The sequence below is a fragment of the Bacillus ndiopicus genome (assembly GCF_000612805.1).
Taxonomy (GTDB): domain Bacteria; phylum Bacillota; class Bacilli; order Bacillales_A; family Planococcaceae; genus Metasolibacillus; species Metasolibacillus ndiopicus.
Genome location: NZ_HG964403.1, coordinates 478,028 through 504,759, shown reverse-complemented (window position 1 = coordinate 504,759; position 26,732 = coordinate 478,028). Strand labels below are relative to the sequence as shown.

26 protein-coding genes are annotated in these 26,732 nt (G+C 35.1%); 2 read left to right on the top strand and 24 right to left on the bottom strand.

Going from position 1 to position 26,732, the window contains the following annotated elements; all coding sequences use genetic code 11:
- Positions 1–407: 407 nt before the first annotated feature.
- The 23 genes from rfbA to TY13_RS02110 form a co-directional block, all read right to left on the bottom strand.
- The gene (gene rfbA, locus TY13_RS02220) at positions 408–1,280 is read right to left on the bottom strand and encodes a glucose-1-phosphate thymidylyltransferase RfbA (protein ID WP_042471119.1); all 873 of its coding nucleotides are present in this window, start codon (positions 1,278–1,280) and stop codon (positions 408–410) included.
- Positions 1,277–3,496: a glycosyltransferase gene (locus TY13_RS02215; RefSeq protein WP_042471115.1), complete on the bottom strand. Its 2,220-nt coding sequence runs from the start codon at positions 3,494–3,496 to the stop codon at positions 1,277–1,279. The genes rfbA and TY13_RS02215 overlap by 4 nt, the downstream gene beginning before the upstream one ends.
- Positions 3,493–4,578, bottom strand: a complete 1,086-nt coding sequence (locus tag TY13_RS02210; protein WP_042471113.1) for a phosphonoacetaldehyde reductase — start codon at positions 4,576–4,578, stop codon at positions 3,493–3,495. Before TY13_RS02210 ends, TY13_RS02215 begins: the two co-directional genes overlap by 4 nt.
- Positions 4,575–5,282, bottom strand: coding sequence for a phosphocholine cytidylyltransferase family protein (locus tag TY13_RS02205; protein ID WP_042471111.1), 708 nt, complete (start codon positions 5,280–5,282; stop codon positions 4,575–4,577). Before TY13_RS02205 ends, TY13_RS02210 begins: the two co-directional genes overlap by 4 nt.
- A complete protein-coding gene (gene aepY, locus TY13_RS02200) occupies positions 5,279–6,418 on the bottom strand; it encodes a phosphonopyruvate decarboxylase (RefSeq protein WP_042471108.1) in 1,140 nt (379 codons plus the stop codon). The genes TY13_RS02205 and aepY overlap by 4 nt, the downstream gene beginning before the upstream one ends.
- Positions 6,419–8,017, bottom strand: a complete 1,599-nt coding sequence (gene aepX / locus TY13_RS02195; RefSeq protein WP_042471105.1) for a phosphoenolpyruvate mutase — start codon at positions 8,015–8,017, stop codon at positions 6,419–6,421.
- A gap of 15 nt (positions 8,018–8,032) precedes the next feature.
- Positions 8,033–10,063 carry a sulfatase-like hydrolase/transferase gene (locus TY13_RS02190; RefSeq protein WP_042471102.1) on the bottom strand — a complete coding sequence of 677 codons (2,031 nt, stop codon included), beginning with the start codon at positions 10,061–10,063 and terminating at the stop codon, positions 8,033–8,035.
- Positions 10,064–10,181: 118 nt separating this feature from the next.
- Positions 10,182–10,520: a hypothetical protein gene (locus TY13_RS02185; protein WP_042471099.1), complete on the bottom strand. Its 339-nt coding sequence runs from the start codon at positions 10,518–10,520 to the stop codon at positions 10,182–10,184.
- A 305-nt stretch (positions 10,521–10,825) separates the two neighbouring features.
- On the bottom strand, positions 10,826–11,638 hold the full coding sequence (locus TY13_RS02180) for a flagellin N-terminal helical domain-containing protein (RefSeq protein WP_042471096.1): 813 nt from the start codon (positions 11,636–11,638) through the stop codon (positions 10,826–10,828).
- Between the two features lie 248 nt (positions 11,639–11,886).
- Positions 11,887–12,105, bottom strand: a complete 219-nt coding sequence (gene csrA, locus TY13_RS02175; RefSeq protein WP_042471093.1) for a carbon storage regulator CsrA — start codon at positions 12,103–12,105, stop codon at positions 11,887–11,889.
- Positions 12,105–12,548 carry a flagellar assembly protein FliW gene (gene fliW / locus TY13_RS02170; RefSeq protein ID WP_042471090.1) on the bottom strand — a complete coding sequence of 148 codons (444 nt, stop codon included), beginning with the start codon at positions 12,546–12,548 and terminating at the stop codon, positions 12,105–12,107. The genes csrA and fliW overlap by 1 nt, the downstream gene beginning before the upstream one ends.
- Before the next feature lie 17 nt (positions 12,549–12,565).
- Positions 12,566–13,135, bottom strand: a complete 570-nt coding sequence (locus tag TY13_RS02165) for a DUF6470 family protein (RefSeq protein WP_326582592.1) — start codon at positions 13,133–13,135, stop codon at positions 12,566–12,568.
- Between the two features lie 53 nt (positions 13,136–13,188).
- Complete coding sequence (gene flgL / locus TY13_RS02160) at positions 13,189–14,106, bottom strand: flagellar hook-associated protein FlgL (protein WP_042471087.1); 918 nt, start codon at positions 14,104–14,106, stop codon at positions 13,189–13,191.
- Positions 14,107–14,142: 36 nt separating this feature from the next.
- Positions 14,143–15,726: a flagellar hook-associated protein FlgK gene (flgK, locus tag TY13_RS02155; RefSeq protein WP_042471084.1), complete on the bottom strand. Its 1,584-nt coding sequence runs from the start codon at positions 15,724–15,726 to the stop codon at positions 14,143–14,145.
- 57 nt (positions 15,727–15,783) lie between these two features.
- Positions 15,784–16,278 (bottom strand): flagellar protein FlgN, encoded by a 495-nt coding sequence (locus tag TY13_RS02150; RefSeq protein WP_042471081.1) that lies wholly within the window; start codon positions 16,276–16,278, stop codon positions 15,784–15,786.
- A 27-nt stretch (positions 16,279–16,305) separates the two neighbouring features.
- Complete coding sequence (flgM, locus tag TY13_RS02145; RefSeq protein ID WP_042471078.1) at positions 16,306–16,566, bottom strand: flagellar biosynthesis anti-sigma factor FlgM; 261 nt, start codon at positions 16,564–16,566, stop codon at positions 16,306–16,308.
- Positions 16,567–16,692: 126 nt separating this feature from the next.
- Entirely contained in the window at positions 16,693–17,106 is a 414-nt protein-coding gene (locus TY13_RS02140; RefSeq protein ID WP_042471076.1) for a TIGR03826 family flagellar region protein, read from the bottom strand.
- 63 nt (positions 17,107–17,169) lie between these two features.
- Positions 17,170–17,766 carry a ComF family protein gene (locus TY13_RS02135; RefSeq protein ID WP_042471072.1) on the bottom strand — a complete coding sequence of 199 codons (597 nt, stop codon included), beginning with the start codon at positions 17,764–17,766 and terminating at the stop codon, positions 17,170–17,172.
- Entirely contained in the window at positions 17,759–19,144 is a 1,386-nt protein-coding gene (locus TY13_RS02130) for a DEAD/DEAH box helicase (RefSeq protein WP_052344205.1), read from the bottom strand. Before TY13_RS02130 ends, TY13_RS02135 begins: the two co-directional genes overlap by 8 nt.
- Positions 19,145–19,511: 367 nt before the next feature.
- On the bottom strand, positions 19,512–20,354 hold the full coding sequence (locus TY13_RS02125) for a DegV family protein (protein ID WP_042471069.1): 843 nt from the start codon (positions 20,352–20,354) through the stop codon (positions 19,512–19,514).
- Positions 20,355–20,685: 331 nt separating this feature from the next.
- A complete protein-coding gene (locus TY13_RS02120) occupies positions 20,686–21,219 on the bottom strand; it encodes a nuclear transport factor 2 family protein (protein WP_042471067.1) in 534 nt (177 codons plus the stop codon).
- Positions 21,220–21,415: 196 nt separating this feature from the next.
- The gene (locus tag TY13_RS02115) at positions 21,416–22,090 is read right to left on the bottom strand and encodes a response regulator transcription factor (RefSeq protein ID WP_042471065.1); all 675 of its coding nucleotides are present in this window, start codon (positions 22,088–22,090) and stop codon (positions 21,416–21,418) included.
- A 30-nt stretch (positions 22,091–22,120) separates the two neighbouring features.
- A complete protein-coding gene (locus TY13_RS02110) occupies positions 22,121–23,275 on the bottom strand; it encodes a sensor histidine kinase (protein ID WP_074432914.1) in 1,155 nt (384 codons plus the stop codon).
- A gap of 364 nt (positions 23,276–23,639) precedes the next feature.
- Here TY13_RS02110 and TY13_RS02105 point away from each other — a divergent pair, with 364 nt between their 5' ends.
- Together TY13_RS02105 and TY13_RS02100 are read left to right on the top strand one after the other, a co-directional pair.
- On the top strand, positions 23,640–24,275 hold the full coding sequence (locus TY13_RS02105) for a YigZ family protein (protein WP_042471063.1): 636 nt from the start codon (positions 23,640–23,642) through the stop codon (positions 24,273–24,275).
- A 105-nt stretch (positions 24,276–24,380) separates the two neighbouring features.
- Positions 24,381–25,451 carry an LCP family protein gene (locus TY13_RS02100; protein WP_042471060.1) on the top strand — a complete coding sequence of 357 codons (1,071 nt, stop codon included), beginning with the start codon at positions 24,381–24,383 and terminating at the stop codon, positions 25,449–25,451.
- A 235-nt stretch (positions 25,452–25,686) separates the two neighbouring features.
- On the opposite strand, the gene TY13_RS02095 is transcribed toward TY13_RS02100, so the two are convergent.
- On the bottom strand, positions 25,687–26,730 hold the full coding sequence (locus tag TY13_RS02095; protein WP_042471058.1) for a glycosyltransferase family 4 protein: 1,044 nt from the start codon (positions 26,728–26,730) through the stop codon (positions 25,687–25,689).
- Between the last annotated feature and the right edge of the window lie 2 nt (positions 26,731–26,732).

Genomic DNA, 26,732 nt, shown 5'->3' with positions numbered 1-26,732 from the left:
AAACAGAATAAAAACATAATATCTAAATCTAATTGTTTGGTAAACTTGGCTTTTTAATCAAATGCAATAATTCTACCAGTTAGAATTTTATTATCATTCTTTAGTGTTTTATAAGCAGCACTTACTACCAAAATATATGTTTTATTTTTTGTTCTTTTAAAAAAAATTGCGAGACACTTAATATTAGCTCGTCTCGCATTAATAAATTATTATGTCTCAAATAACTTCCTAAAGTTTAATTACCTTAACATCAGTATTATTAAGCTTCTAGTTAATTTAACCTTAAATTTTATCCATTTCAATTAAATAGTTAAAACTAAAATTCCCCTGCTTATATATGTAATTTAATTCAATGTATGTTAAGCTTTTTTACATACTTTTGAATAATTTCACTTCTGAAAATATCTTTATATGCCCTCTTCAACTATCTTTATTAAATAATCACCATAACTATTATTTTTATAGCTATTGGCCAATGCTAGTAACTGTTTTTCTGTAATCCATCCTTGTTTAAAAGAGATTTCTTCTAGACAAGCTATTTTGTAACCTTGCCGCTTTTCTATCGTTTCCACAAATTGTCCAGATTCTAGCAAACTTTCAAAAGTTCCAGTGTCTAACCAAGCAAATCCTCTACCCAACAATTCTACTTGTAGAGCATTATTTTTTAAATATTCCTTATTCACATCTGTAATTTCTAACTCCCCACGACTAGAGGGAGTAATTGATTTCGCTATATTTACAACATTATTATCATAAAAATACAAACCAGTTATCGCATAATTAGATTTAGGTTTAGCGGGCTTTTCTTCAATTGAAACTACCTTATTATTGGAATCAAAAGCTACTACACCAAAACGTTCTGGATCCTTTATCCCGTAACCAAAAATAATTGCTCCCTGTTCTAATTTAGTAGCTTTTTTCAAAATAGGAGTAAAACCTTGTCCATAAAAAATATTATCTCCTAATATTAAGCACACAGAGCTATTATCTATAAAATCTTCTGCTAATAATAAGGCTTCAGCAATTCCATTTGGTTTCTTTTGAATTCTATATTCAATAGAAATTCCCAACTGGCTACCATCTTTCAGTAACTTTTTATAAAGCGGTAAATCATGCTCTGTACTAATGATACATATTTCTTTAATCCCTGCTAGCATTAATACGGAGAGAGGATAATAGATCATAGGCTTATCATAAATAGGTAATAAATGTTTAGAAATTGATTTAGTTAGAGGAGACAATCTTGATCCAGTTCCTCCCGCAAGTAATATACCTTTCAATTGGTTTGATTCCTTTCAACGAATTTAGATTCCGAGAGTTCAAATATTTTTATTAAATCTTTATTAGTTTTTTCAAATGAAAATTCTTTATTAATACGTTCAAACAGCATATTGGATTTTTCTCTATAATATTGAGGATTAGTTTTTAATTCAAAAACTTCCCTAGCAAATTCACTTAATGTAATGCAATTTTCTGGTCCTATGAATCCTGCAACATCCGAAGTTTTATCAGCAGCAACTACTGGTAATTCAGCTTTCATTGCTATCGCCACACTGTGCCCACCTGTTCTTCTTAGAGGATTTACATAAACATCACACATTTTATATAAATCAAATAAATATCTCTCATAACTAAGATACTTAATACGTTGTTCTTGTACTAAATAAGAATATTGATCATTAATATATTTGATACTACTAGCCCCAACTATTAACCATTTTACAGAATCATCTTTACTTAAAATATTTATCATTGTATCAATAAACTCTTCAGTCATTTCAACATCAAGCCTATTTCCTACAGAGACTAGCAAAAAATCTTCTTCTGTCCAGTCAAAGCTCTCTCTTGTTCTAACAACTTTACTTTCTATATTTTCAATACCGACATGGTGTGGCATATAAGATACATTGAACATATTTTGTTCTTTGTATAAGTAATCAATATTTTCTAGGGTAAATCCACCTGTAAATATATCTGTAAATTGGTTGTCTTCTGCTCCATATATTGTTTGACTCACAATTGGAAAATAAGGATATAATAAATCTATAGCAATATTATATTTAGATCCCAGTTTATATATTAGACTTGGCTTAAATTCACATATTTCTAAAATATCTTTTTGAATTCTTTCTTCTCTAGCTAAAGTTGCATCTGAATAATACACTTCAATAGAAGAATCTAAATACTCCTTATGAACATCAGCCACAGATGATGAAAATACTGAGGAAAAGGATATGTTCCAAACTAACTCATTTGGCGAATAATTTGCCCAATCTTCAACGAAAATCTTTATATTTAATTGCGGATTAAATTTCTTCAAATTATTAGCATAATCTAACACCCACTTAGTAGGTGAGTGCATTGTATTTAACAGTTGTCCAGCTATTATGGCTATATTGTTTTTCTCTCTATAAACAGCTTGAGGAATATCTATGTTGCTACGCACCTTCTGAATAATTTTTTCACGTATCTCCATGCGATCTTTAAATAAATTACTATACCGTTTAACGCCCATTTTACTTTCATAAAAATGACTATTAGTAATCAGCGCATGAGCTTGCATAATATCTATATTATTTATATTTTTTTTCAAATACTCAAACTGTCTTCTATAAGCTTCAGAATCTTTAAACAGTATTGTTATATAATTTAACGTTGCAAATTCATTAAGAGGGAGTTTATCCTGATTTATATTTAAATATCGATAAATATATACACTAAAATCCTGAATAATACTAGTGGCTTTTCTCAAGCTGCTAATTATATTAGCAAAATTGTTTTGTTTAACAATGCTGTTTAAATTGGCTTTCATATTATATTGAATTGCCATTAAAAATGACGAAAATGTTTGTAAATAGTCATATCCCTCTATTTTTTTCTCGTTCATTTGTATATTAATTTCTATATACTTCGCCACACCTGGTATTTCGTTAAGAATTTCTGCATCATCAAATTTATAATTAAGATTATTAGACATTTTTAATGATGTAGGTAGTTCAAACCTCTCTACAATCTCTATATCATTAAATAATGAAAAATCATTTAAGAACACTAAGTATTCTGCATCCATTGTAGGTATAAAATGCGTATATACTTTTGTTAACCTCAACATGTCAGTTTGTGTTTGGATTATTGGAATAATCATTAAGTTACTCTTATCATAGTTAATCAAAAAGTCTACCTTTTTTGGATATACAATAACCGCATCAATATATTCTGAATAAAATTTCATTGAAAAATGCGCTAAATCAGCTATATTTGTTTGAAAAAAAATAATATCATTTTTAATATTTACTTTAGATTGACTTTCTAATTCTTTTAAAATTGCTCCTAAAATATCTGGAAATACTTCTTCTACACAAAATTGAAAATTAAAAATCTCAAAGTTTTTTTTATAAAGCTTACTTATTTCTTTAAAGTCTTGTTCTTGCAATTTATCAGTCATTAAATTTATTAAAATATTTCTTTTTTTCACTTTAAAATCCCCTCTTATCATTGCAGATACTCCCTTAACATAATGAGTACCTTCCGAGTATCTAAATTGCTATTTTGTGCTCGATTATTAGACTCTAAGGAGCTTTGAATATTATCAATATCTTTTACTGTTAAATTATAGTCTTTTAAATTTAATGATATATTTAAATCTGAAAACAATCTTTTAAGAATTTCTACAGAATTGGTATTTGACATTCCAAAGATATTTTCATCGGTAGCATCTTTTAAGAAAACATCCATTATTATTGGTAAAGTAATACTTGCAGCAATACCATGAGGAATTCCTTTTTCTAACGTCAAATAATAAGACATAGCATGGGCAATAGCTGTCTGTGTATTAGAAAAAGCAATTCCGGCATAATATGAAGCTAGTAGCATCTTTTCACGGTATAAAATATTTCCTAAATCATTTGCTAACAAGGGAAGAGTTTCAAAAATTTCACTAATAGCACGTTTGGCATACAATGTAGATATAGCATTATTATTTTTATTCCAAATACTTTCCAAACTGTGCGAAAGTGCATCTAACCCAGTTTGAACTGTTATGTCATAAGGTAAAGTCAAATGTAAAACTGGATCTAATATTGCAACCTCACAATATAATCGTTCATCCATAATAGAATATTTCTTTTTATTTATATCATCCCAAATTGTTCCCCACATTGTTACTTCTGAACCAGTACCTGCTGTTGTAGGAATAGCAACAATCGGTTTTATATCCATTTCCCTAGGGATTCCTTTATTTAAAAGTTCCAGCAGATTATTTGATGAATCCATTGGTGCTATTGCCTTCGCTGCATCAATAACACTACCACCGCCTAATGCAATAATCATTTCAAAATTCTCATAATCCAATTGACTTCGAATTTCAAGTATTTGATTAATGGTTGGGTTAGGCTGAATATTTGAAATAACTTGCATAATAGTCGGATTATTACTTACAATTTCTTTGACAATCCCTCTATTAACAAAGCTTTTTGATGTAACGAGAAGAGCTTTTCGTCCATTTATATATCTAGGTAAAAAATCTAACGAATTATGACCAAATTCAATTTTGACAGGATTATAAAATTCATTTCTCATTCAAATAATTCCTTTGCTTTTTCATAGTCCTCTATAAAATCAACTTCTACCCAAGGTTCATCGTAAATTGGTAAACATTTTATTCTTTCATCGTTTTTAGCCAATTCTGTAAAAGCATACGTATCATAAACATTCATATTTTCAGCAACTAGTTGCTTTTCTATTTCCTTAAATAACTTCTCCGGGCGATGAATAGCCGCTAAACCAATCCATTCACCTTTACTATCTTCTAAAGTAATATCTTTACTAGAGCGAATTAAATAAAATTCCTCATTTATTTGTACCTTCATCGCTTCTTCATCAGCTTCTTTAAAATCAACAGCTAAATCTATAAAATGCTGCTCATCGATATTGTTAAGGAATTGTTGTAACAGAAGCTCACTAAATACAACATCCCCATGTAAGTATAAAAACGGCTCTCGACCAACAAGATTTTTTGCAAAATATAACGACCCCATATTATTGCAAAATTTATAAAACGGATTAAATAATGTTACTGCCCTAGATTCAACTGTGTGCTCAATCATTTCTTTTAAATAACCTGTAATAATAATAATTCGTTCAAAACCATTATTCTCTAACAATCTTAAATTTCGCTGTAGTATGTTTTCAGTACCTAATGGCAATAAGCATTTTGGACTTGTTTTCGTTAACGGATATAAGCGACTTGATAAACCTGCTGCGACAATGACTACTGTTTTCAAATTGGACACTCCTTCACAAAACTCATAAATCTATCCTTTACTTGTTTAGGTGTGATTGTGGGCCTTCCAAGATTGTCTTTAATACCTTTTGACGTTTTTAAATAACCGAATGTTAGTTTAGGGGTATTTCCCCATATTTTCAGAGATTGTGTTAAATCGCTTAAATTATTTAATTGATCTACAACTTCATATCTTGCCCCATAAGCAATCTGCATAAAATCGATATGAGAAGAAACTGTTTTCTGCCCACCAGTGGATTCATGTAATCCGTTATCTAACAGTAAATGATATAGGTTTGTAGGACTATAATATGCATTTGTCGCTAGACATCCCATTCTCATTAACAAAGATCCATCGCCATCAATCACAACCACTTTTATATTAGGTTTTGCTAAAGCTAACCCTAAACCAAGAGAGCTGATACAGCCCATTGAACCAACCATATAGAACTGGTTATTTTTATCTTCAAGTTCAAATAGCTCTCGGCCCGTAACCCCAGTAGTAGCTAATAATACCGTATTTTTATCTGTCTCACTTTGTACTACTTTTAAAGCTTCGATACGTTTTACATCTTGAGTATCTGACATACTATTATTTAATTGAGCATTTCTAAGGTTAGGAGCTTCCTGTTTCATTAATTTCACCGAAGTAAATGTATCTTTCTTAACAATAAAGAAAAAGGATTTCCCACTTTCAATTACCATATTAGCTTCCTCTAATTGGCGTAGTGCTTCTTCTTCATCTATTGATAAAACAGCATATTGAACTTGCATAATATCTAGCATTTTATCTGTAATAGCCCCCATTAATTCATGTTGAGGCTCATCTGCAACGCCCAGTTCACCTCTTAAACTTACAAAGCCTAATACGGGGATTTCAAAAGTATAGTTTAATGATGTCAATGGTGAAACTGCATTAGTAAGCCCTGAGTTCTGACATAGAAAAACGCTCTTTGTGCCGCCTAAAGAGGCGCCAGCAGCAATAGCTACAGCATCCCCTTCATTTGCAGCCATTATAAACTGGTCATTATTAATAGCAAAATTAATCATAGGTTTTAAAAATGAGCAAGGAACACCACTATAAAAATTAAATCCTAGTTGACCCAATTTATTACCAAACGATTCCATTGAAATCATTTAAAGATCACCCGCTTTTTGAAGTTCAATAATGCTATCCACATCAACCCATGAACCTCTAATATATTTAATTGCAATTTCACTATTTTGCGCTAGATAATTAAGCGCCTCACTAAAACGTAATATTTCCAATGGCTTTGTTTTGCCCAGCTCTTGAATAGCATCTTTTAATTGTAGGATACCTACAGGTGTAAGTTTGCATAAACCTATAAATTCACCATCAATTTCAGTTGGTTCAACGTTGTTAGAAATAGTATTTAAATAAACTTCTTGATTAAACTTCTTCTTATTGTATTTCTCTGTTGCTGTAATATAGTCTTTGTATTCATCATGGACATATTCCGCATCTGAGTCTACAATAATCGTTATATCTGCAGTAGATGTAAGTAATTCATTTAATACATAAGGTTTAAATATTATATCCCCATAGGATATGATTGCACTATTTTTCACCTGTTCTAATGCTAAATTGAGTGAATATAATTCTTTTGTTTCATTAAATTTATCATTATCAATAAACGTAATATTAGATTGTTTAAATTGTTCCTTTCCAAATCCACGGACTGCGATTAAATCCTTAATTCCAGCCTCATTAAATAGCTCCACCTGAGAATCAAAAATTGATTTATTGTTAACCGTTAATAATGTTTTCGGTAACAGCTCTGTTAAAGAATTAAAGTTTTCGCCTTTTGAAGCGGCTAGAATAATAGCAGAAATTTGTTGACCATATGTAGGTAAATATTTTTTCTCTGCCTCTTTTAGTTCGTCTGCACCTTGTAGTTCAAAGATATGACTAACAGAAGTAATGTTTCCTTCAATATTAATTAAGCTCTGGTCCTCATAAATTTTTTGAGTTACTTGTTCCATTGCTTTGATTGCGGCACGTACATTATGATTTGCCCAGATAACCGTACTTACACCCCAATCTTTAAATTGTTCTGTCGGAGTAGAGTAATATTTTGTTGGTACAATAATAACTGGATGGCGATTATTCCATACTTCCATGAATGCTTTTATTTCTGTCGCATCTGCTCTTTTACTATGCATTAGAATTGCATCCGCTCCTGCTTGACGATATGCCTCAGCTCGTTTAACCGCTTCTTCTAATCCCCACCCCGCTATAAATGCCTCAACACGTGCTACTACAACAAAATCAGGGTCTATCGTAGCATCTTTAGCAGCTTTAATTTTTCCACAAAACTCATCAATATCAGCTAAAGGTTGCGCTTCACCATTAATAAATGAGTTTGTTTTTGGAAATAGCTTATCTTCAATACAAACCCCCGCAATTCCACGTTGCTCAAGCTTACGAACTAAACGACGCATATTATTAAAATTCCCATAGCCTGTATCACCATCTAAAAGAATTGGTATATCAGTAGCATCGCTCATAAATTCAATTACTTCTAAAACTTGTGTCCATGATGCCTCGTTATTATCTCGTACCCCTAATGCTGCTGAAATAGACAATCCACTTGCCCATATTCCTTTAAAGCCTGCATTTTCTACAATTTTTGCTGAAAGACCGTTATGCGCCTCCATTAAAAATTCTAATTCACCAGAAGCTAGCATTTGTTTTAATTTCGTTGTTTTCTTCACTAAGACCACTCTTTTCTATTGGATATACTGATAATGTATTACGCGCTCTGTGACAAAGGTTATATACTCTTTAACTTTTTCTACATTTACTTCTGTAATATCCTCTTGATTCTCATTATGAAGTAATTGTATTTTAACTTCATCAAAGTTAATCAATCCATCATCCTCAACATGTTTTTTTGTTTTTAATGAAAAAGTAAACTTATCATCAGTTATTACAATATGATAAGGCGCCTTAGGATGAAACGTTTCCGTTATCACACTAGCTCTACCCTGTCCACCAAAATCCTTCAAAATAACTGCATCATTTTCACTATCAGTACCCTTAACATCACCTAATGCAACAAGCATATTTGGAAAATAGTCTGTAATAGACATTAGTTCGTTACTAATTTTATTTGGAACAGTTGGACCTTTAAATATAAAAGGTACTTTTCTCCGCCCATCATGAAGGAAGTTTTCGGAGTTTTCTATATACCCTTGCCCATGGTCTGCAATAATGGTAACATAAACATCATCATTTTGATGATTTTTTTCTAAATAATGGTATAAACTCTCTAAATAGATATCAATTCTTTGTAATTGATTTTTATATTTTATAATTTTATCTTCACTGTATTCAGCATTCACTGAAATTTCAGCTCTTTCATTTTTTAAACGTTCTTCTAATGTTAAGTTTGTTTGTTGATATACATCCTGATTATACCCATCTGCAATATCATGCAAGTCTTCAATACCTACCCATAAAAAATGATCATTGTTAGGGAATGAAGATAAATGCTCTATTACTTCTCCTAGAACTTCCGCAATTGCAAAACCACCTCGAAAGTTTTGGAAAATTGTTCTATCAAAGCCTTCCATATATCCTGCACTTGGAACAATTCTCCAATTATTATTTATTTGCGTAGTATAAAAACCAAGATCTTTAAATTTTTCTGTATACATATCCCCTCTTTTATTAATATCTATATTAACATTTGGATGATATACTTTATGTTTAAATGTTGTGAGCCCTGTAAAAATACTTGCTACACTTGGAAATGTCCAATCGCTTGTTGTATAACAATTTTTATTCCAATAGCTTTCTTTGAAAAACTGAGCTGTATTAGGCATTAGATTGTTCAGATTGTATCTATCCAAAAATACCTGTGATAACCCATCTATGTAAAGTACGATACAAAGCTTATTTTTCTCTTTTTTGCTATTAGGTATAGGGTTGCCTAAAAAAAATTCATTTTTACTTTTCAGTTTATATGTACCTTTCTGAAGTTTGGTATAATTTATTCGGTTTTTTTGCATATGCTTTTCTTGAATAGCGTTAGATAAGCCTTGATCATTAGTAATTTCAATTTCTTCGTTAAAGCTTGATGAAATAGGTAGTATACTTTCTTCATTTAAATTCAATTTAGTGTATCGATAGTTTTTCCCTTGCACAATTTCTGTTTTTAAGAAATATCTTACATCCATATTAATATCTTCTGCTGTATAACCTTTATATAAGTTAACATAATATTTTTGACCTTTGCTATCTGTTAAATAGCGATTAATCCAGCTCTTGGCATCCTTATCCATCGGGAATGCTCTTTCATCCCCTTCTCCTAATATTAAAGTAGCCTTTGAAATAATTTTTCTTGCATTTTTTTCACCAACCAAATCAAACAATTTTGGTATTAGATCTTTCATTTTTTCAGTAGTCTTATCACGTTCCTCGACATCAAAAGTTAAACGTGCAGATCTTGCTAATGCGACAATAGCTTCTTCATATTGCTTTAATCTCCATAAAACTTCAAAAAGTTGATAGTATAGTACCTTAGAATTTAAAAAATCATATATTCCTATTTCCAACACTCTTTTAGCGTTCATATACTCTTTCTTTTTTAAATATATTTCGCTTAGTAATTCATAGTACTTTTCTGTTCTCTCACTATCTTTTAGTTGTTGTAGAGCAGTTTGCGCTTCTTTAAGTTGATTAGCTGAAATTCTATCTGTAATTTCACTATACAGCCTTTTTAATGTTACTATTTCTTCAATGACTACTTCTTTCACGACCTTCTAGCTCCTTTTTGTTATGCTCATTACTTAAATACCATTTTCCCCACACTACATCAAATCCGGCTATTTTTTATCCGTATATTTACAAATTGAGGTGTTTTACCACTACTCCTTATATTTCATATTGCTCTAATTGATCAAAAAATGGGGAAATTTCATATTCAAATATATCTGCAACTAAAATATAATCTTGGTTTTCTAAACCTTCATTAATTTCTATTAAAAACTCTTGAATAACGTTCATTTCTAATTTAACTAGATATCCTAAATCCATTAATTTTTTGTTGACATCAACTAGCCAAATTGATCCTTCTGAAAAGTCAGAAATTAAAGTTAATGCTCCCTTTATATCTTCTGTGCGCAACTTATCAGCTATTTTTAAGGCTCCTTCTTTGACATTAATAATGTAATTGTTATAGCTTTCCATTGTTTCTCTTATCAATTCTTGCATATTAATCCATCCTTTATTTTAAATAATAAACATCACACTTTATATCGGTAAAAAAGGCTAATATTATATGTTTACAGTTACACAAATTCCTTAATTTCTCCTCATCAAACTTCTTAAATCCATTATACCTCGGTATAATGGATTAACAAATGTAATTTACTATTTTAATAAATTCTACTTACTAGCTTTAATGGTTTCTATTTTGAATATCTATAGACCCATTTCCTATGTTCGTAACTACATTTTACAATATTTCCCCATAAACAAAAAAGGCTTCCAAAAAAGGAAGCCTTTTCTCATACTAATTATTGTAATAATTGTAATACACCTTGTGGTTGTTGGTTAGCTTGCGCTAGCATAGATTGTGCAGCTTGCATTAAGATGTTGTTTTTTGTGAAGCCCATCATCTCTTTTGCCATATCTGTATCACGGATACGAGATTCAGCAGCTGTTAAGTTTTCGCTAGATGCACCTAAGTTATTAATTGTATGCTCTAGGCGGTTTTGCCATGCACCAAGTTTAGAACGTTGCTCAGATACTGTTTCTAACGCACTGTTAATTGTAGTAATTGCACCGTCAGCAGCAGTTTGAGTTGCAATACTGATACCACTAACGCTTAATGCTGCCGCTTGCATATCATCAATATTGATGTCTAATTTTTGACCTGCATTCGCACCGATGTGGAATACTTTACTAGTGAAGCTACCATCAAGTACGTTCATGTTATTGAATTGAGTAGTAGTCGCAATACGGTCAATTTCTTCAATTAATTGATCTACTTCTGATTGCAATTTGTTACGGTCTACATCTTCGTTTGTGTCAGTTGACGCTTGAACTGCTAATTCACGCATACGTTGTAAAATTGCGTGTGTTTCGTTTAATGCACCCTCAGCCGTTTGGATTAAAGAGATACCGTCTTGAGCATTTTTAGATGCCATATCAAGACCACGGATTTGACCACGCATTTTTTCAGAAATTGCTAAACCAGCAGCGTCATCGCCTGCACGGTTGATTTTGTAACCTGAAGATAATTTCTCAAGGTTTTTAGAAGCTTGAGTGTTGTTGAAAGATAGGTTACGGTGTGTGTTTAATGCTGCGATATTGTGTTGAATTCTCATGATAGAATTCCTCCTTGAATTGTTTTTTTATAACCCACATCCATGTGGGAGAGTTTGATAGAAGTAATGTGTACTACCTCTACCTCACATAATATATATCGTAAGTTATTTTAAATGTTTAATAGTTTTTTTAAAAATTTTTTTAATTTTTTCTGAATTAATTTTTTCTGATTAATGGGCTCTATTATATGCTTGCTTGAAACTTTTCAAACTGGCATTGATTAACAAGTTATTGAGATACTTTATTATTATTTTTTCTTCAATTTATCTAGTACATTGATAGGTGTCGCAAGTGCTTCTCTATTTTGCTCTCGAATCGCTTCAAATACCTCTGAGCGGTAAACTTTGATTGATTTTGGTGCGATGATTCCCAGCTTGACTTGATCACCTTCAACAGCGAGCACTTTTACTTCAACCTGATCGCCTATCATAATCGATTCGCCTTTTTTTCTTGATAGTACGAGCATTATTCGGCACTTCCTTCCATTACACCAATCGGGTGACGTAAAGGATACACTGCACTATCCTGCAACACGATTTGCTTTCCTAGCTTTTTTCTCGTATTAATTACAACTGGTGCAAGTAAGTTCATTGTTGATTCTTGGAAAGTTTCTTTTAATGTGACAATCGTGTATGCAATAACATCTTCTTCTTGCTCAATTTGCAATTCGCTCTTTTCTTCCTCACCCAACTCAAAAGTATAATCCTTTTTAAAGGCAAATGGATATGCAAGTACGAAGCCAAGCTCTTGTTGTTCGATTGACTGTAAAAGAGCTAATGGTAAATCAGAATCCAATGGAAGGAGTACGAATCTTTGTGTATCCGAAAAACCGGGCAACCCTTCTTTAAATGTTAAAATATCTTCTTCTTTAATTTCTACTGCCCCTAAAAATTTTGTTTCAATATTCATTTCTTTGCCCTCTCCTTTTAACCGATAACATCAATATCTACACGCGGTCTTTGTATCATTGTACCTGTTACTTTCCCAGGTGTATAGCTGTGGATTGGCTTGTTCATCGTTACGTCGATTTTGGGTTTGTTACGCTGAATATTGATATCAACAGTTGCAGGCTTGTATTTTGTTTTCACAGAGCCAATAGAAGGCACGAATTTAATATTGTACGGTCCTGGTCGTTTTGGTCCTGTGTTTTGCTCAGCAATTTGTTGGATTGTTGTGCGCCCTTGACCTTTACCAGCATTTAACATCATTTGGCGCCCTTCACGAACTCGTCTCGTAATACCCTTCATCATCTCTTGACGTCCTTCTTGTGCATAGCGCATAATCATCTCTCCTGTAGGATAGTAGCCTAAATCTCTACGCGCATCTGATGAGTCAATTGACAGTTCTCCTTTTTTTGTATGGATTTCCAAAGTAGCTGCTGGTTGGGAAATCCTTTGTTCGGCCCTCGGCTGCTCAATATGCTGGACAGGTTTGTGGATTTGTAAATCCATTTGAATATCTGTAGTATGAATTTGAATTTGTGGTAGCCGCACCATTTTTCCACCTTTCAAGAAAAGCGTCTGAACAATTTGTTCAAACGCTTGTTATTTTATCTCATAAAATCTACTAATGTTTGTTGAATAATTCTTGCTCCAACAGATAGTGCTGCCTGATGAATCGACTCTTGCGTTACAAGCTCCGTAATCGTGCCTGCATACTCAGTATCTTCATTCATTGACATTTGCTTTGTTGTATTTATTTCATGTAAATCTAATCGTTGTTCCATTAATTCAACACGGTTTTGGCGTGCACCGACATCCGCTCGTTGCTCAAGAGCTTCATTTTGTATTGATGATAAAGTAGTATTTGTACCAGAGGCAATTCCCCCTAGCAAATCGCCAATTTGTTCGCCTGTACCACTTTGTAAAGTAGTGACGATTGTTCCCATAAAGTCATCTATTTTATCAAATAGCTCTTTTCCAGGTGTATTAATATTAATTCTTACTGCTTCAAACACATCTATTTCAATTGAAGAGTTTGGTCCCGTTACCCCTGTAGCACCTTGTAATGCAGGATTTGTTACACCATTAACAAATAACGGCTTATCTGTTTGCGTACCTGAGAAAATATATTTCCCGCCTACTTGCGAATTTGCAATATCTTGAAGCTGGCGTTTAATTTGTTCCATTTCCTTTGCTACCTTTTCACGATCTTCTAATAGATTCGTGTCATTTGCTGCTTGGGCAATTAGTTCTTTTACTCGATTTAATGCTTCCCCTACTTGTCCAAGTGAATCATCTGTCGTATCTAACCAAGTATTCGCCTCACCAATATTACGCTTATATTGCTCTGTACGATCAAGCTCTGTACGATAAGCCATCCCTTTAATTGCAACAACAGGGTCATCAGATGGACGGTTTACTTTTCTACCAGAGTATAGTTGCTCTTGAAGCTTCCCCATTTTTCCATAACTCGTATTTAAGTTACGAAGCATATTGCCCGATAACATTGATTGTGTAACGCGCATTTATATTTCCCCTCTCTTTTAGCTAGTTACGGAGGCCTATAAACCTACGCGCCCCATGCCATTAATAATTTTATCTAAAGTTTCATCTACAACTGTAATCATACGTGCATTGGCATTATATGCTTGCTGGAATGTAATCATATTTGTCATCTCTTCATCAAGTGACACCGAGCTCATTGAAGCACGTCTATTTTCAACGTTTAAACGTAGAGTACCTGAGTTAAATTCACTACGAATAGCTTCTTGTCCGATTACCCCTATATCACCAATCATCGCTTTGAAGAAACCTTGGAATGTGGCACCACCTAAGCCTGGCGGTGCTTCTGTTTGTAATTTTGCTATCGCAAGTATATTTTTATTATTACCTAGTTCATTAGGTAGGTCAGCTGCTGCTACTTCTTCAGGTTTTGTAATGCTTACTTTGATTGTTTCAGCAGTAACTCCATTAGGATCAAAGAAATCTATACTTGTACTACCATCCAAACCGTAACCACCCTGATGAGCTGCATTAAATGTATCTACAAATTCCTTGACTAAACGGTCAAGCTTCTCAAGATTTTCAGGGTATAACCCCTTTGTTGCGCCTCCATCATTATCGTCAATATAGCCATAAGATTTGATTAATGATACTAGCTTGCCTCTTTCATTTTCAAATTCACTATATTTGTGTACTGTGCCTGTTGGTAGAACTGCACCAGATAACAGCTTGTCTGGGTTAGTTTGGGTAACCGCATCCTGTGGCCAATCAATGCGCATCCCCTCAAACGGGTCAAGTGGCTTATCACCATTAAGTGGTATTCCATTTTTTTTCATCACTGTAAGATTCGCACTATCACGACCATGTACTAAAATAATCGGCTTATCGCTACCATATGGAGTATATGTAACAGTCAAGCTTCCCTCTGCTACAGGGCTCGCATTTCCACCTGAAGGCACACGCTCAGTTGATACAGGTAAATATTCATTTAACTTATCCAATAGCACATCACGTGCATCGTATAAATCATTTGTTACATAGCCGCTCGGTTCTGCTTCCATTATTTGTCTATTGATATCTGCAATTTGTTTTAGCAACGAGTTGACTGTATTAACAGAAGAGTTAATTTCTGCCCCAATATTACTTTGTACCGTTTTTAATTGTTTGTCTGAATAATTGAATGCTTCAGCCAATGCTCTTGCTTTTGCAATCATTACTTGACGTGCTGCTGTATCTTGAGGATTTGTAACGACATCCTCCATCGATTTCCAAAAGTTATCAAATGCTTTATTAATTCCAAATTCTGAAGGCTCTGCTAAAATATCTTCCATTTGTGAGATAGCTTTTGTTTGCTCTTCCCAGTAGCCAAGTTTGTTTGTTTCTTGGCGGTATTTGCGGTCAATAAATTCATCGCGTACACGTTGAATTGAGTGTGCTTCTGCCCCTGTACCTAAATGACCAGGATATTTTGGTGAGTTTAGACCAGGGAATGGATAGCCTGGCATTGCCTGCATGTTTACGCGCTGGCGTGAGTAGCCAAGTGAGTTGGCGTTAGAAATATTATGTCCTGTTGTATAAAGGGCTGTTTGCTGTAGAAATAGGCCCGATTTGCTCGCTTCTAATCCCATAAATGTTGAACGCATAGTGTTCCTCCTATCAGTTCAAGCGAAAACGCTTGTAATTTCTGCATTACAAGCGCTTTATGCCTGTGAGTCGTAGTATGTTACTTTTCTTTGATTGGATTGACCGCGCACCTCATCACCCGAATAGTTAAATGAATCTGAGCGCTGAGGTCGGAATGGCTCTAATTGAATATTTATAATTTGCAATGATTGATAGACAAGCTTTTGATTCAAGTCATTTTGTACCTTTAGCTCTGTTAGTAACGTAAGCAAACGCTCTCTAGTAGCGCTTAGCTGCTGTTTTTCCTCGTTGTTATCGATGGCGTCAATTAACTCTGTTACAGTTGGGTTGTCAGTGTAAGCAATTCCTTTTGCTCGAAGGTAATCCGTTACCATCAACTGACGCTGTTGTTCAAGTGTATTAATCGCCGCTATATGCGCCTGCTCCGTTTTAATCAGCTCATCCAGTGCTTCTATATCATTAGCTTTTATAACAACTGTTTTTTTATTTGCAAGCTCTAATAAGCTTTTGTGCATACGTTCAAGTTTTTCAAGTATAGCTAGCACTGACATATCATGTATGCTCCTTTAGTGGGAATTTTAGAAACGGTAATATTTCAGCATATCCTCTGCTACTTGTCGAGCGTTCACTTTATATTCACCCGAATCGATATCAGCCTTTAGCTGCTGTACTCGTACCGCGCGCTCTGTATTATAATCAGCCGTTACTTGCATCCCTTTCGCAGCTGAAGAGATTTCAATTTTATCCGCAAAGGACGCTGCTTGCTCTGCCTTTTTTACAGGTCGTGGCTGCGCTTTATATGGGTTAATTGCTTTTAAATTAATAGGATTGATTTTCATACGTCATCCTCCTTTCAAAATTCTTCTATATTATATTTCGGTATTGTTTAAATATTGTTTAGTTGATATTTGTAATTCAACGAAAAAACACAGACAAAATCGATGCTGATTTTGTCTGTGCTACTTTTATTTTTTCCTATCTGCTAAATATGCCCCTTTATCACGCTCTGCGATGTTGTCACGGAATTCCTTTGCGGCATCGAATGTGCGCAAATCAGATTTCAAATCATTTTGGCAGTTATCGCAAAGCTTCCCAGTTGTAGTAAGACGACCACAGTTGTCACAAGGATAGCCTAAATTTGGGAACATCGCTGGATGCAAACGACCTTTACGCACCCATTTGTATAGCAAATCCTTTTTTACACCTGTTGCTTCTTCAATTCTCTCAACGTTTGCTGCACGATTTTCACGCTTGCGCAAAAAACGATAGACGATTTGATACAAATCCTCTTCTTTTTGTGCGCATTTATGACATACATCTCGCAGGCCTGTGTAATTAAAAAATTCATTGCATTCTGGACAATTTCTAATCTCTGCCATAATTTTTCCTCCTAAATGCCACCTTTAATTTCTTTCATTATACAATAAACTATTATTATTTTGTTATCCTTTTATTAAGACAATTGCTGTCACACTTTCCGCCCCTGCATCAAGCAGTGCCTTTTTTGCATGTGCAATTGTTGTACCTGTAGTTACAATATCATCTATTAGAATGTAGTGCTTAGCAGCTAGTTCTTTTGTACAAGAAAAAAGCGGTGCTACTTGTTGGCGCTGTAGCTTGCTTTTACCGACTTGTGTTTCTGTCGTCGTTTTTTCAAGTAAATGCTCATAAGGGATTTCTGCTGCATGTAATAGCTCATCGATATGTGCAAATGTACGCTCCTTCTTTTTTAATGGGTTCATCGGGATAGGAACAATCGTTTCGCTGCGATTACGTAATAATTTATTTAACTCCTGTCTAAAAACTTTCGCAAGTATAATATCTTGGGAAAATTTGTACTGTCTTAAAAAATTCTTCATTGCATCGTTATAATAAAAGATCGTTGTAAGCTCCTCTGTTGTATAGTGTGTTCGCTCAAATTTCGCCTCACACCTCTCACATATAACAGGTGGCCAGCTACGCTCAAATAACGTTTGCCAAGTAATTACTTGCTGCAACTCACGCTCACATAATAAACAATGTGTTACTTCCTTATTCATTTGCCACCTCATTTAAACGTTGGATTTCCTGCTTTGCTAAATCCATTTCGAGCGAGATACCATGATGGAAAAATATGATATCACCTGTTGGATATTGCTCGTCACGCCCAACACGACCAGCAATTTGAATAAGTGCACTCGCCGTAAAAATTGGATTCTCGGCACCAACTACCGCCACCTGCAAGTTAGCAATTGTAATTCCTCTTTCTAAAATTGTTGTTGTTAATAACCCTTGGATTTCTGCGTTACGTAGCTTAAGAATTTTCTCTTTGCGTGTTGGATCTTCTGCGTGTACCCCTAAAATATTTGGCGAAAAAAGTGGTAATGCCTGCTCTAGCATTTCAATTGTGGGGAAAAATATGAGAAATGGCTGCTTTGCTTCAATGCGTTGTTCCACCCATTGTCGTAGCTGCTTTGGCAATTTATCTTTTTTGAATTGCCGCTTATAGCGCCAGAGCGACTGGAATCGTGGAACAGGCAATGGGTGGTTGTGATAGCGCCTAGGTAGGAAGGAGTAGCCATCGCGTTGCTTGAGTAGTTTGGAAGATGGTGTTGCAGTAACAAAAGTGATAGGTGCATCAGGCTTTTTTGCTTTATATACCGCCTTTTGTAGCGATTCATCGAAAGTGTAAGGAAAGGCATCCGCTTCATCTACAATCATTACATCAAAAGCCTTGGCAAAACGATATAATTGATGTGTCGTTGCAATAACAAGCTGGGCATAGCTCTGCTGCTCTGGCGCTCCACCGTATAATACATGAATCATCGTTGTTGGGAATACTTTCTGTAGACGTGGCGCTAATTCTAGCACAACATCTGTTCGTGGTGTCGCGACGCAAATGCGAAATCCTTTTTGTAATGCATTGTAGATTGGTTGAAAAAGTATCTCCGTTTTACCAGCCCCGCATACTGCGTGGAGCAAATGCTGACGTTTTTGCTGAATGCTGGCGGCTAATTCAAGTGATGCATGTTGTTGCAGTTCAGTAAGTGTACTCGTCCAACTAAATTGATGCTTTTTTGGATGCTGTGGTGAGGGCCCCGCCCATGTCAATAACTGTGTACAGCTAGCTATCCGCCCCATAGTTATACAATGTCGACAATAGGTACAAACTTGCTCACATTTTGCACAATGAAAATGAATGAATTTCTCCGATTGCGTATTAAGACATCGCTCACAGCGAAAATGTGTTTTGAGCAAGCCTTGTATTGTTGAAATAGCTGGCTGTGTTTTTAAAAGCCCCCGTTCTATATAGAGGTTGATAAGTTTTGAAGTATAAGGCAGGTCTTCTCTTCGCATAATACGTCCAATCATTGAATGAATGGCTGAAGGATGAAGAAGTAAGCCTAGATAATGTGCTTTTTTAGTTCGGCGTTGCATATTTTTTCCCCCTTTTTGTGGTTTTTCATGTGTTGTCTGCGGTTTCTTATGACTTATCTGCGAATTTCACGTGTTATCTGCGGTTTCTCATAACTTATCTGCGAATTTCACGTGTTATCTGCGGTTTCTCATAACTTATCTGCGAATTTCACGTGTTATCTGCGGTTTCTCATAACTTATCTGCGAATTTCACATGTTATCTGCGGTTTTCCGTGATTTATCTGCGAATTCCATGATTTATCTGCGCCTCTCCCATATATCCGCATTTTCTCTTTGTTCTATTAGCGTTTTTACCCATTTTATTAGCGTTACTCCCCTCCCCAAAAACAAAAAGCCCCTACATTCAAAATGTAGAGACTTTTAAATATTATTTTTTTAACCAGCCTACTGCTAGGGCACCCTCACCTAGGTGAGTGCCGATTACCGGTCCGAAGTAGCTTAGCTTGAAGCTTACATTTGGGTGTGCAGCCTGTAATTGTTGCATCCACTCAGCCGCCTCTTCCTCACAGTTGCCATGGATAACTGTTGCTTGTAGATCACCATGCTTTGCTACTGCATCTGCTAATAGCTCTTCAACTCGGCGCAATGCTTTCTTGCGTGTGCGGATTTTTTCGAATGGCACGATTACTTTATCTACGAAATGTAGTACAGGCTTTACTTGTAGTAAACCTCCGATTAATGCCGCCGCAGCTGATAGGCGGCCTCCGCGCTGCAAGTGACCTAAATCATCTACGACAAAAAAAGCACCTAGCGTTGGTCTCAAACTTTCTAAATGCGCTATAATGTCCTCAACAGTGGCGCCCTGCTCAGCCATTTTAGCCGCTTCTATTACATACATCCCTTGGGGTGAACAAGCAATTTCACTGTCGAAAGCAGTTACTTTAATACCTTCCACCATATCCCCAGCTTGTACTGCACCTTGGAATGTACCGCTTATCCCACTGGATAAATGAATGGAAATTACTTCATCATAATCCTTTGCAAGCTGTTCGAACAGCTCGACAAATTTACCAACTGGTGGTTGTGTTGTTTTTGGAAAAACTTTAGAGTTTCGCACTTTATCATAAAATTCAGAAGTCGTAATTTCTACCTCTTCTTCATAGATACCATCTTCTAAATTAACGCTTAGAGGAATCATATGAATATTATAACGACTGCGTTCCTCTGCTGTTAAATAAGCTGTACTATCTGTTACAATTGCAATTTTCATCAATTATTCCACTCCTCTGCCTTCCTCAATTACGCCTCAGCTCACCTAAGTCCAGATTTTTTCGAGATCACTCGAAAACTTCTTCTCAAAATCTGTGACATCCGCCAGAGGCTTTATTTTGATTCAGCTTTTGTTTGAACACCCATTGAATGAAAAGTTATTTAACCTTCATCTCACCACATACTTGAAGTAGGAGCTTTTTGCTGAATCAAGATAATTCTACCTTAAGTAGCTTCAAAGTGGAACATAAAATTATATAAAACCCAAATCCAAGAATTTCGAACTTGACCGTAAAACACTAGTTCAACTTCCCAACATTTGAAATTCTATATTATTTACTATCAGGAATTTCTTGAATTCTAGCCATATTCGTTATTTTCCAGATGCCATCTTCATTCGCTAAAACTGTTACTTGGCGTGCTTTATCTGAAAACTCTGTTCCGGTTTCGTCCTCAGTAATTTTCCTTGTTAAATTGGCGTATACTTGAGCTTCCTTACCATCATACTTAATAATCGTAATATCCTCTGCTTGAAGATCAATCGTGTAAGTAGCGAAAGATTTTTGCAATTCAGCTAAATCCTTTTCATAGTCGAAGCCCGTTGCATTTTTAGAAAGCGTGTTACTATACTGGTCAACATCCTTCGTATTATGAGCTTCAATATATTCATTGAAAGTTGTTATTATTTTGTCACGCTCAGCATCTGGTACGTCTGAAGCTGCTATAACTTCATCCCCCATCACCTCAAAGCCAATATCTTCTTTTGCAATACTATCAGCCGCTTGTTCCGCACTTGGCTGTTCTTCTTTAGCTCCACATGCCGTTAGCATAAATACTCCCACCAGCATTATCAACCATTTTTTCATCTTCTTCAAAACCTCCTGCGCACATATTGTAGCATATATCATGCACAACTGCTCATTTGATATTTCGTCTCATATAGACGCGCTAGCAAATATGAAGTTTCATCTCGACTTCGAAATTTTTTACTACAAAATACATTTAATTTCTTTCGTCATGAAAAATCCCTGTAAATGTCTGCTGCATTTACAGGGATTTTTCCTAGCGAACCTCTACCCAACCGCTCTTGATTGCTGTTACAACAGCTTGTGTACGGTCGTTTACATTCATTTTTTGAAGAATACTTGATACGTGGTTTTTTACCGTTTTTTCAGAAATATATAATGTTTCACCGATTGTACGGTTACTTTGTCCATCAGTAAGAAGCTGTAACACTTCACATTCACGTTTTGTTAATAAATGGAATGGGCGGCGAATTTCTGTTTGATGGAAGTTTCCATTATTTTCATGCTCAGATAGACGGCGGAACTCTGCAACTAAATTTTTTGTGACTTTTGGATGCAAGTAAGAGCCTCCGTTTGCTACAACCTTAATCGCTTCTACAATTTCATCCGCATCCATTTCTTTCAGCATGTAGCCTAATGCACCTGATTTTAATGCGTGCGTTACGTATGATTCATCATCATGAATTGATAGCATAATTACTTTTGCATCTGGAAATTCTTCGATTAATTCACGCGTCGCCTCTACACCATTTTTACCTGGCATATTAATATCCATTAAGACAACATCAGGTGTATTCACGCGATATATACTAACAGCATCTACACCATCATCACCTTCAGCTACTACATCAAAAGTATCCTCGAAATCTAAAATGCGCTTTACTCCTTCTCGGAAAAGTTGATGGTCATCTATAATTACAATTTTTGTCATAAATATTTCCCCCTAATTATCGCTTATACTCTATATTTCGTCATCTGGAAAAGGTATTTTAAATGTTACAAGTGTCCCTTTCCCAATTTCACTACGAATATTCATTTTACCGTCTAAAATATCGATTCGTTCCTTCATGCCTATAATACCAAATGACTGATCCTTTATTAGCTCTTTATCGAAGCCTATACCATTATCTTTCACGCTAACATTTACAACGTGCTTCAGCCATTCCATCTTAACGAATATTTCTGTACTTTGACCATGCTTAATAGCATTTGTCGTACATTCTTGTATTAAACGGAAAATCGCCACTTCATAATTGGAATCCAATCTTTTTTCCTGATTCATGGTTTGGAAATGAATATTAACACCCTCATTATACTCCATAACCGTTGACAAGTACTTCTTCAACGTTGGTAAAATGCCCAAATCATCCAGTGCCATAGGACGCAAATCGTAAATAATTCGACGTACCTCTGACAAAGCTTCACGCACATTTAATTTTAAATGTGCAATCTCTTTAATCGCAGCATCCATACCTTTTTCTCGATAAATACGCTCAATTAAATCCGAGCGCATTAAAACATTTGCCATCATTTGTGCAGGTCCATCGTGAATTTCACGCGACAAGCGTTTTCGTTCTTCTTCTTGTGCAGCTATAATTTTAATACCAAAATCCTGCTTAATTTTAGCTTGCTCCAGCGCTTGGCCTACTTCCTTTAAATCTGATGTTAAATAATTGACTACAACATTTACTTGATTGACAATTTGATCAGCTCGTTTTATCGTATCATAGAGTATTTTCATTCGGCGTTCCAAATCATCACGTCGTTCGCGCAACTGCTTTTCTTTTTCCTGAATGAGCAAATGCTTTATTTGATAACTGTTAGCTGTTTCGTATGCTTCGCGCACTTGCTCTTCTGTGAACGTGTTGAATGCTTTACTCACAACGACAAGTCGCTGCTTTGCGTGCTGAGTAGTTTTTTCTAAGTAGTCCGCTTCGTCAATAACAATTGCTATCTCTTCTCGAATTGCAGCTAGTTCTTTTTGCATTTCTTCGAAGCTACGTTGACTTTGTTCGCTTATAATAAATATATCGTTTTTAGAGCTCATAATTGTTTCAAGCATGCGGTTAAAAATAACATCGAGTGAGGCGATATCAAATTTTTCATTTAAAAACACAAAATCTCCCCATTCTCTTGGACATCTATATGTGCTGAATCAAACTTTACATATAGTTAATGAACATTGTCAAACAATAACACCATACTTAGATTAATAGAATATTTATTTTTATACCTCTAATGAGAAATTTATCCTTTGTCTCCAAAAGATACTTTATAATAGTAGCTTTCCGCACTAGCTACTATCAAAAATATCGTATATTTAACAGATATTCAATAGAAGGCTTAAAAATAAATCTCATTTATATGTATCGTACTATTTATCACTTTTTTAAATTAATATATTATTTTTTTGCTTTTTATTTTGGGGAAATCTAAGTAGAGCCCTCGACGCAATTAATTATTTATAAGGAGGAAACACAATGCGAAAAGATTATGCAACTGTAAAAGGCTATGGGGAAAGGGAGATTGTCATTTCAAAATCACGCTTCATAGCTTACGTTAATCGTGCCGAAACCGAACAGGACGCGATTGATTTTATTGATAAAATAAAAAAAATGCACCCTTCCGCTACCCATAATTGCTCCTGCTATTTAGTAGGAGAGCATGATAATATTCAAAAAGCGAATGATGATGGGGAACCAAGTGGTACTGCCGGCGTCCCTATGTTAGAAGTATTGAAAAAGCAAGGTCTAAAAGATACAGTTGTTGTTGTAACACGTTATTTCGGTGGTATTAAGCTTGGAGGCGGCGGATTAATTCGAGCCTATGGGAAAGCAACCACAGAGGGTCTAGATGCAGCACAAGTCGTAGAACGTAAATTGCATCATTTAATGAAAGTATCAATTGATTATACATGGCTAGGTAAAGTTGAAAATGAAGTGCGAAATTCACATTACACTTTAAAGGAAATCCAATATGCAGACGCTGTCGAAGTATTTGCGTATGTTTTAAAGGATGAAGAAGCAACTTTTGTTGAATGGATGACAGAATTGACGAATGGACAAGCAATAATCGACTGTTTCGATAAACAATTTGTCGAATTTATTCGCGAGTAAAATATTTCCCGTTTACTGTTATGACGCAGCATAGTATAATTAGTAGTATTGTAATTTTGCTCATAGACAAATGATATATTCCTAACACACTAGAGGAGAATGAAAATGAAACGTTCAAAGCAAAAAGAGAAGAAACCTTCTAAGCTTTCTCTCGTTCTTAAAATAACGTTAATACTAGCTGCATCTCTGCTAATTTGTGTAACAGCTTATGGTATGTACTTAACGAAAAAAGCAGAGCATGTAGTAGATCAAGCATATGAAGAAATTGAAGATCGTGAAGTTTCTACGAAGCGACCTACTGAAATAAAAGTTGAACCCGTACAGGATAATGTATCCGTGCTATTCGTCGGTATTGATGATAGCGATACACGCGGTCAAGGTGCAGAAGGTTCACGCTCAGATGCACTATTACTTGCAACATTAAATAACAAAACAAAAACAGTTAAACTATTAAGTATTCCTCGTGATTCCTATGTTTATATTCCTTACGTAGGGTATAAAGATAAAATCACACACGCCCATGCATTCGGTGGCACATTAGCAACAATCGAAACTGTTGAAGAATTATTCGATATTCCAGTTGATTATTACGTTCGTATGAATTTCAATGCATTTATTGATGTAGTAGATGCCCTTGGTGGTATTGAAGCAGAAGTACCTTATGCAATGCTTGAAAAAGATGAATTCGACCGTAATACAGTGAACTTACAGCCTGGCTTACAACATTTAAATGGACGCGAAGCATTAGCATTAGCACGTACTCGTAAACGCGATAGCGATATGGAGCGTGGCAAACGCCAGCAAGAAATTTTAAAAGCTATTGCACAACAAGCAGCATCAGTATCATCAATCACAAAATATGATGAGCTAATCGATGCAGTTGGAGCAAACATGAAAACAAACATGACATTTAAAGAAATGAAAGGTTTCTTCAGCTATTTAACTCAAGGCGTCCCACGTATCGATTCATTGACTGTAGAAGGCTATGACGATATGTCAACTGGTATATATTACTACCAGCTTGATGAACAATCGTTAAGCGATACAAAAGAAATTTTAAAAAGCCACCTTGGCCTAACTGAAGATGCAAAAAATCTTCCAGGCGGCTCGTCATTAGCAGGCAGTGGCTCAGAGCAAACGCAATCTGAAACATCAACAACAGCAGATCAACAATAATCTCTTGAGATTTAAGTCTTTTTACTCAAAACAAAACGGAGGCATCAGGTAATCACAACCTGATGCCTCTTATTTTATTTAGTGCTATGTGTTATCCACTTTTAACTACATCTAAAATATCAACTTCGCCGTGGCTAACTTTAGTCCAGATTTATTAGAACTTGCAAGGAAACCTCTTCAAAATAAAAGCTGTAGAGAAATAAAGAAAAATATCCAATTTCTCCACAGCTTAATTTTATTTGTTAAAAATACGCACTAAATTCAGTAATGGCTTGTAGTTCTTCCCCGCCAAGCCGATAATTTCAACGAATAGCTCAATAGCCACCAAAATAACTGTCACTAATAAAATAGCGCCCCACACTGTAGACATCGAGAAGATAACCGCTGCTAAACCGAACATACTTGCAATACCGTAAATAATTAACACTGTTTGACGGTGTGAGAAGCCCATATCAAGCAAGCGATGATGTAAATGTGATTTATCTGGATCTGACCATTTTTGCTTCATACGCACACGACGAACGATTGCGAAAAATGTATCAGAAATCGGTACACCTAACATAATAACAGGAATAATAAATGAGATTACAGTTACATTTTTAAACCCTAATAGCGAGAAAACCGCAATCATAAAGCCTAAAAATAACGCACCAGTATCACCCATAAAAATTTTCGCTGGATGGAAATTATAAAATAAAAATCCGAGTGTACTCATGGCTAAAATAGCCGCCATTACAAGGACAAAAATATTGCCCATACTGAAAGCCATCCCTGCAAGTGTAATCAAGGCAATCGCTGATACACCTGCTGCTAAGCCATCAAGACCATCAATCAAATTAATAGCATTCGTAATACCTACAATCCAAATAATTGTAAATGGAATACTTAAAAAGCCGAAATTTAACATACCACCGAATGGTAAATTGATAAAGTCAATATCAATACCGCCTACAAACACGATAACCGCTGCAGCAGCAATTTGTCCAATCAATTTAGCCTTTGCAGAAATTTCATACATATCGTCAACAACACCAGTTGCAACAATAATCGTCGCCCCTAAAATAATTGCTAACGTATATTCATTTTCAGGTCGCAATACGGCTAATCCGATTAAAAACGCACCAAAAATAGCTAGTCCACCTAACCTTGGCATAATCCGAGCATGCACTTTACGGTAATTCGGCGCGTCAACAGCACCTATTCGAAAGGCTAAACGCTTCACAAGTGGAGTTAGTACAATGGCCGCAATAAACGCGACAATTAAAGACACGTAAATCATGT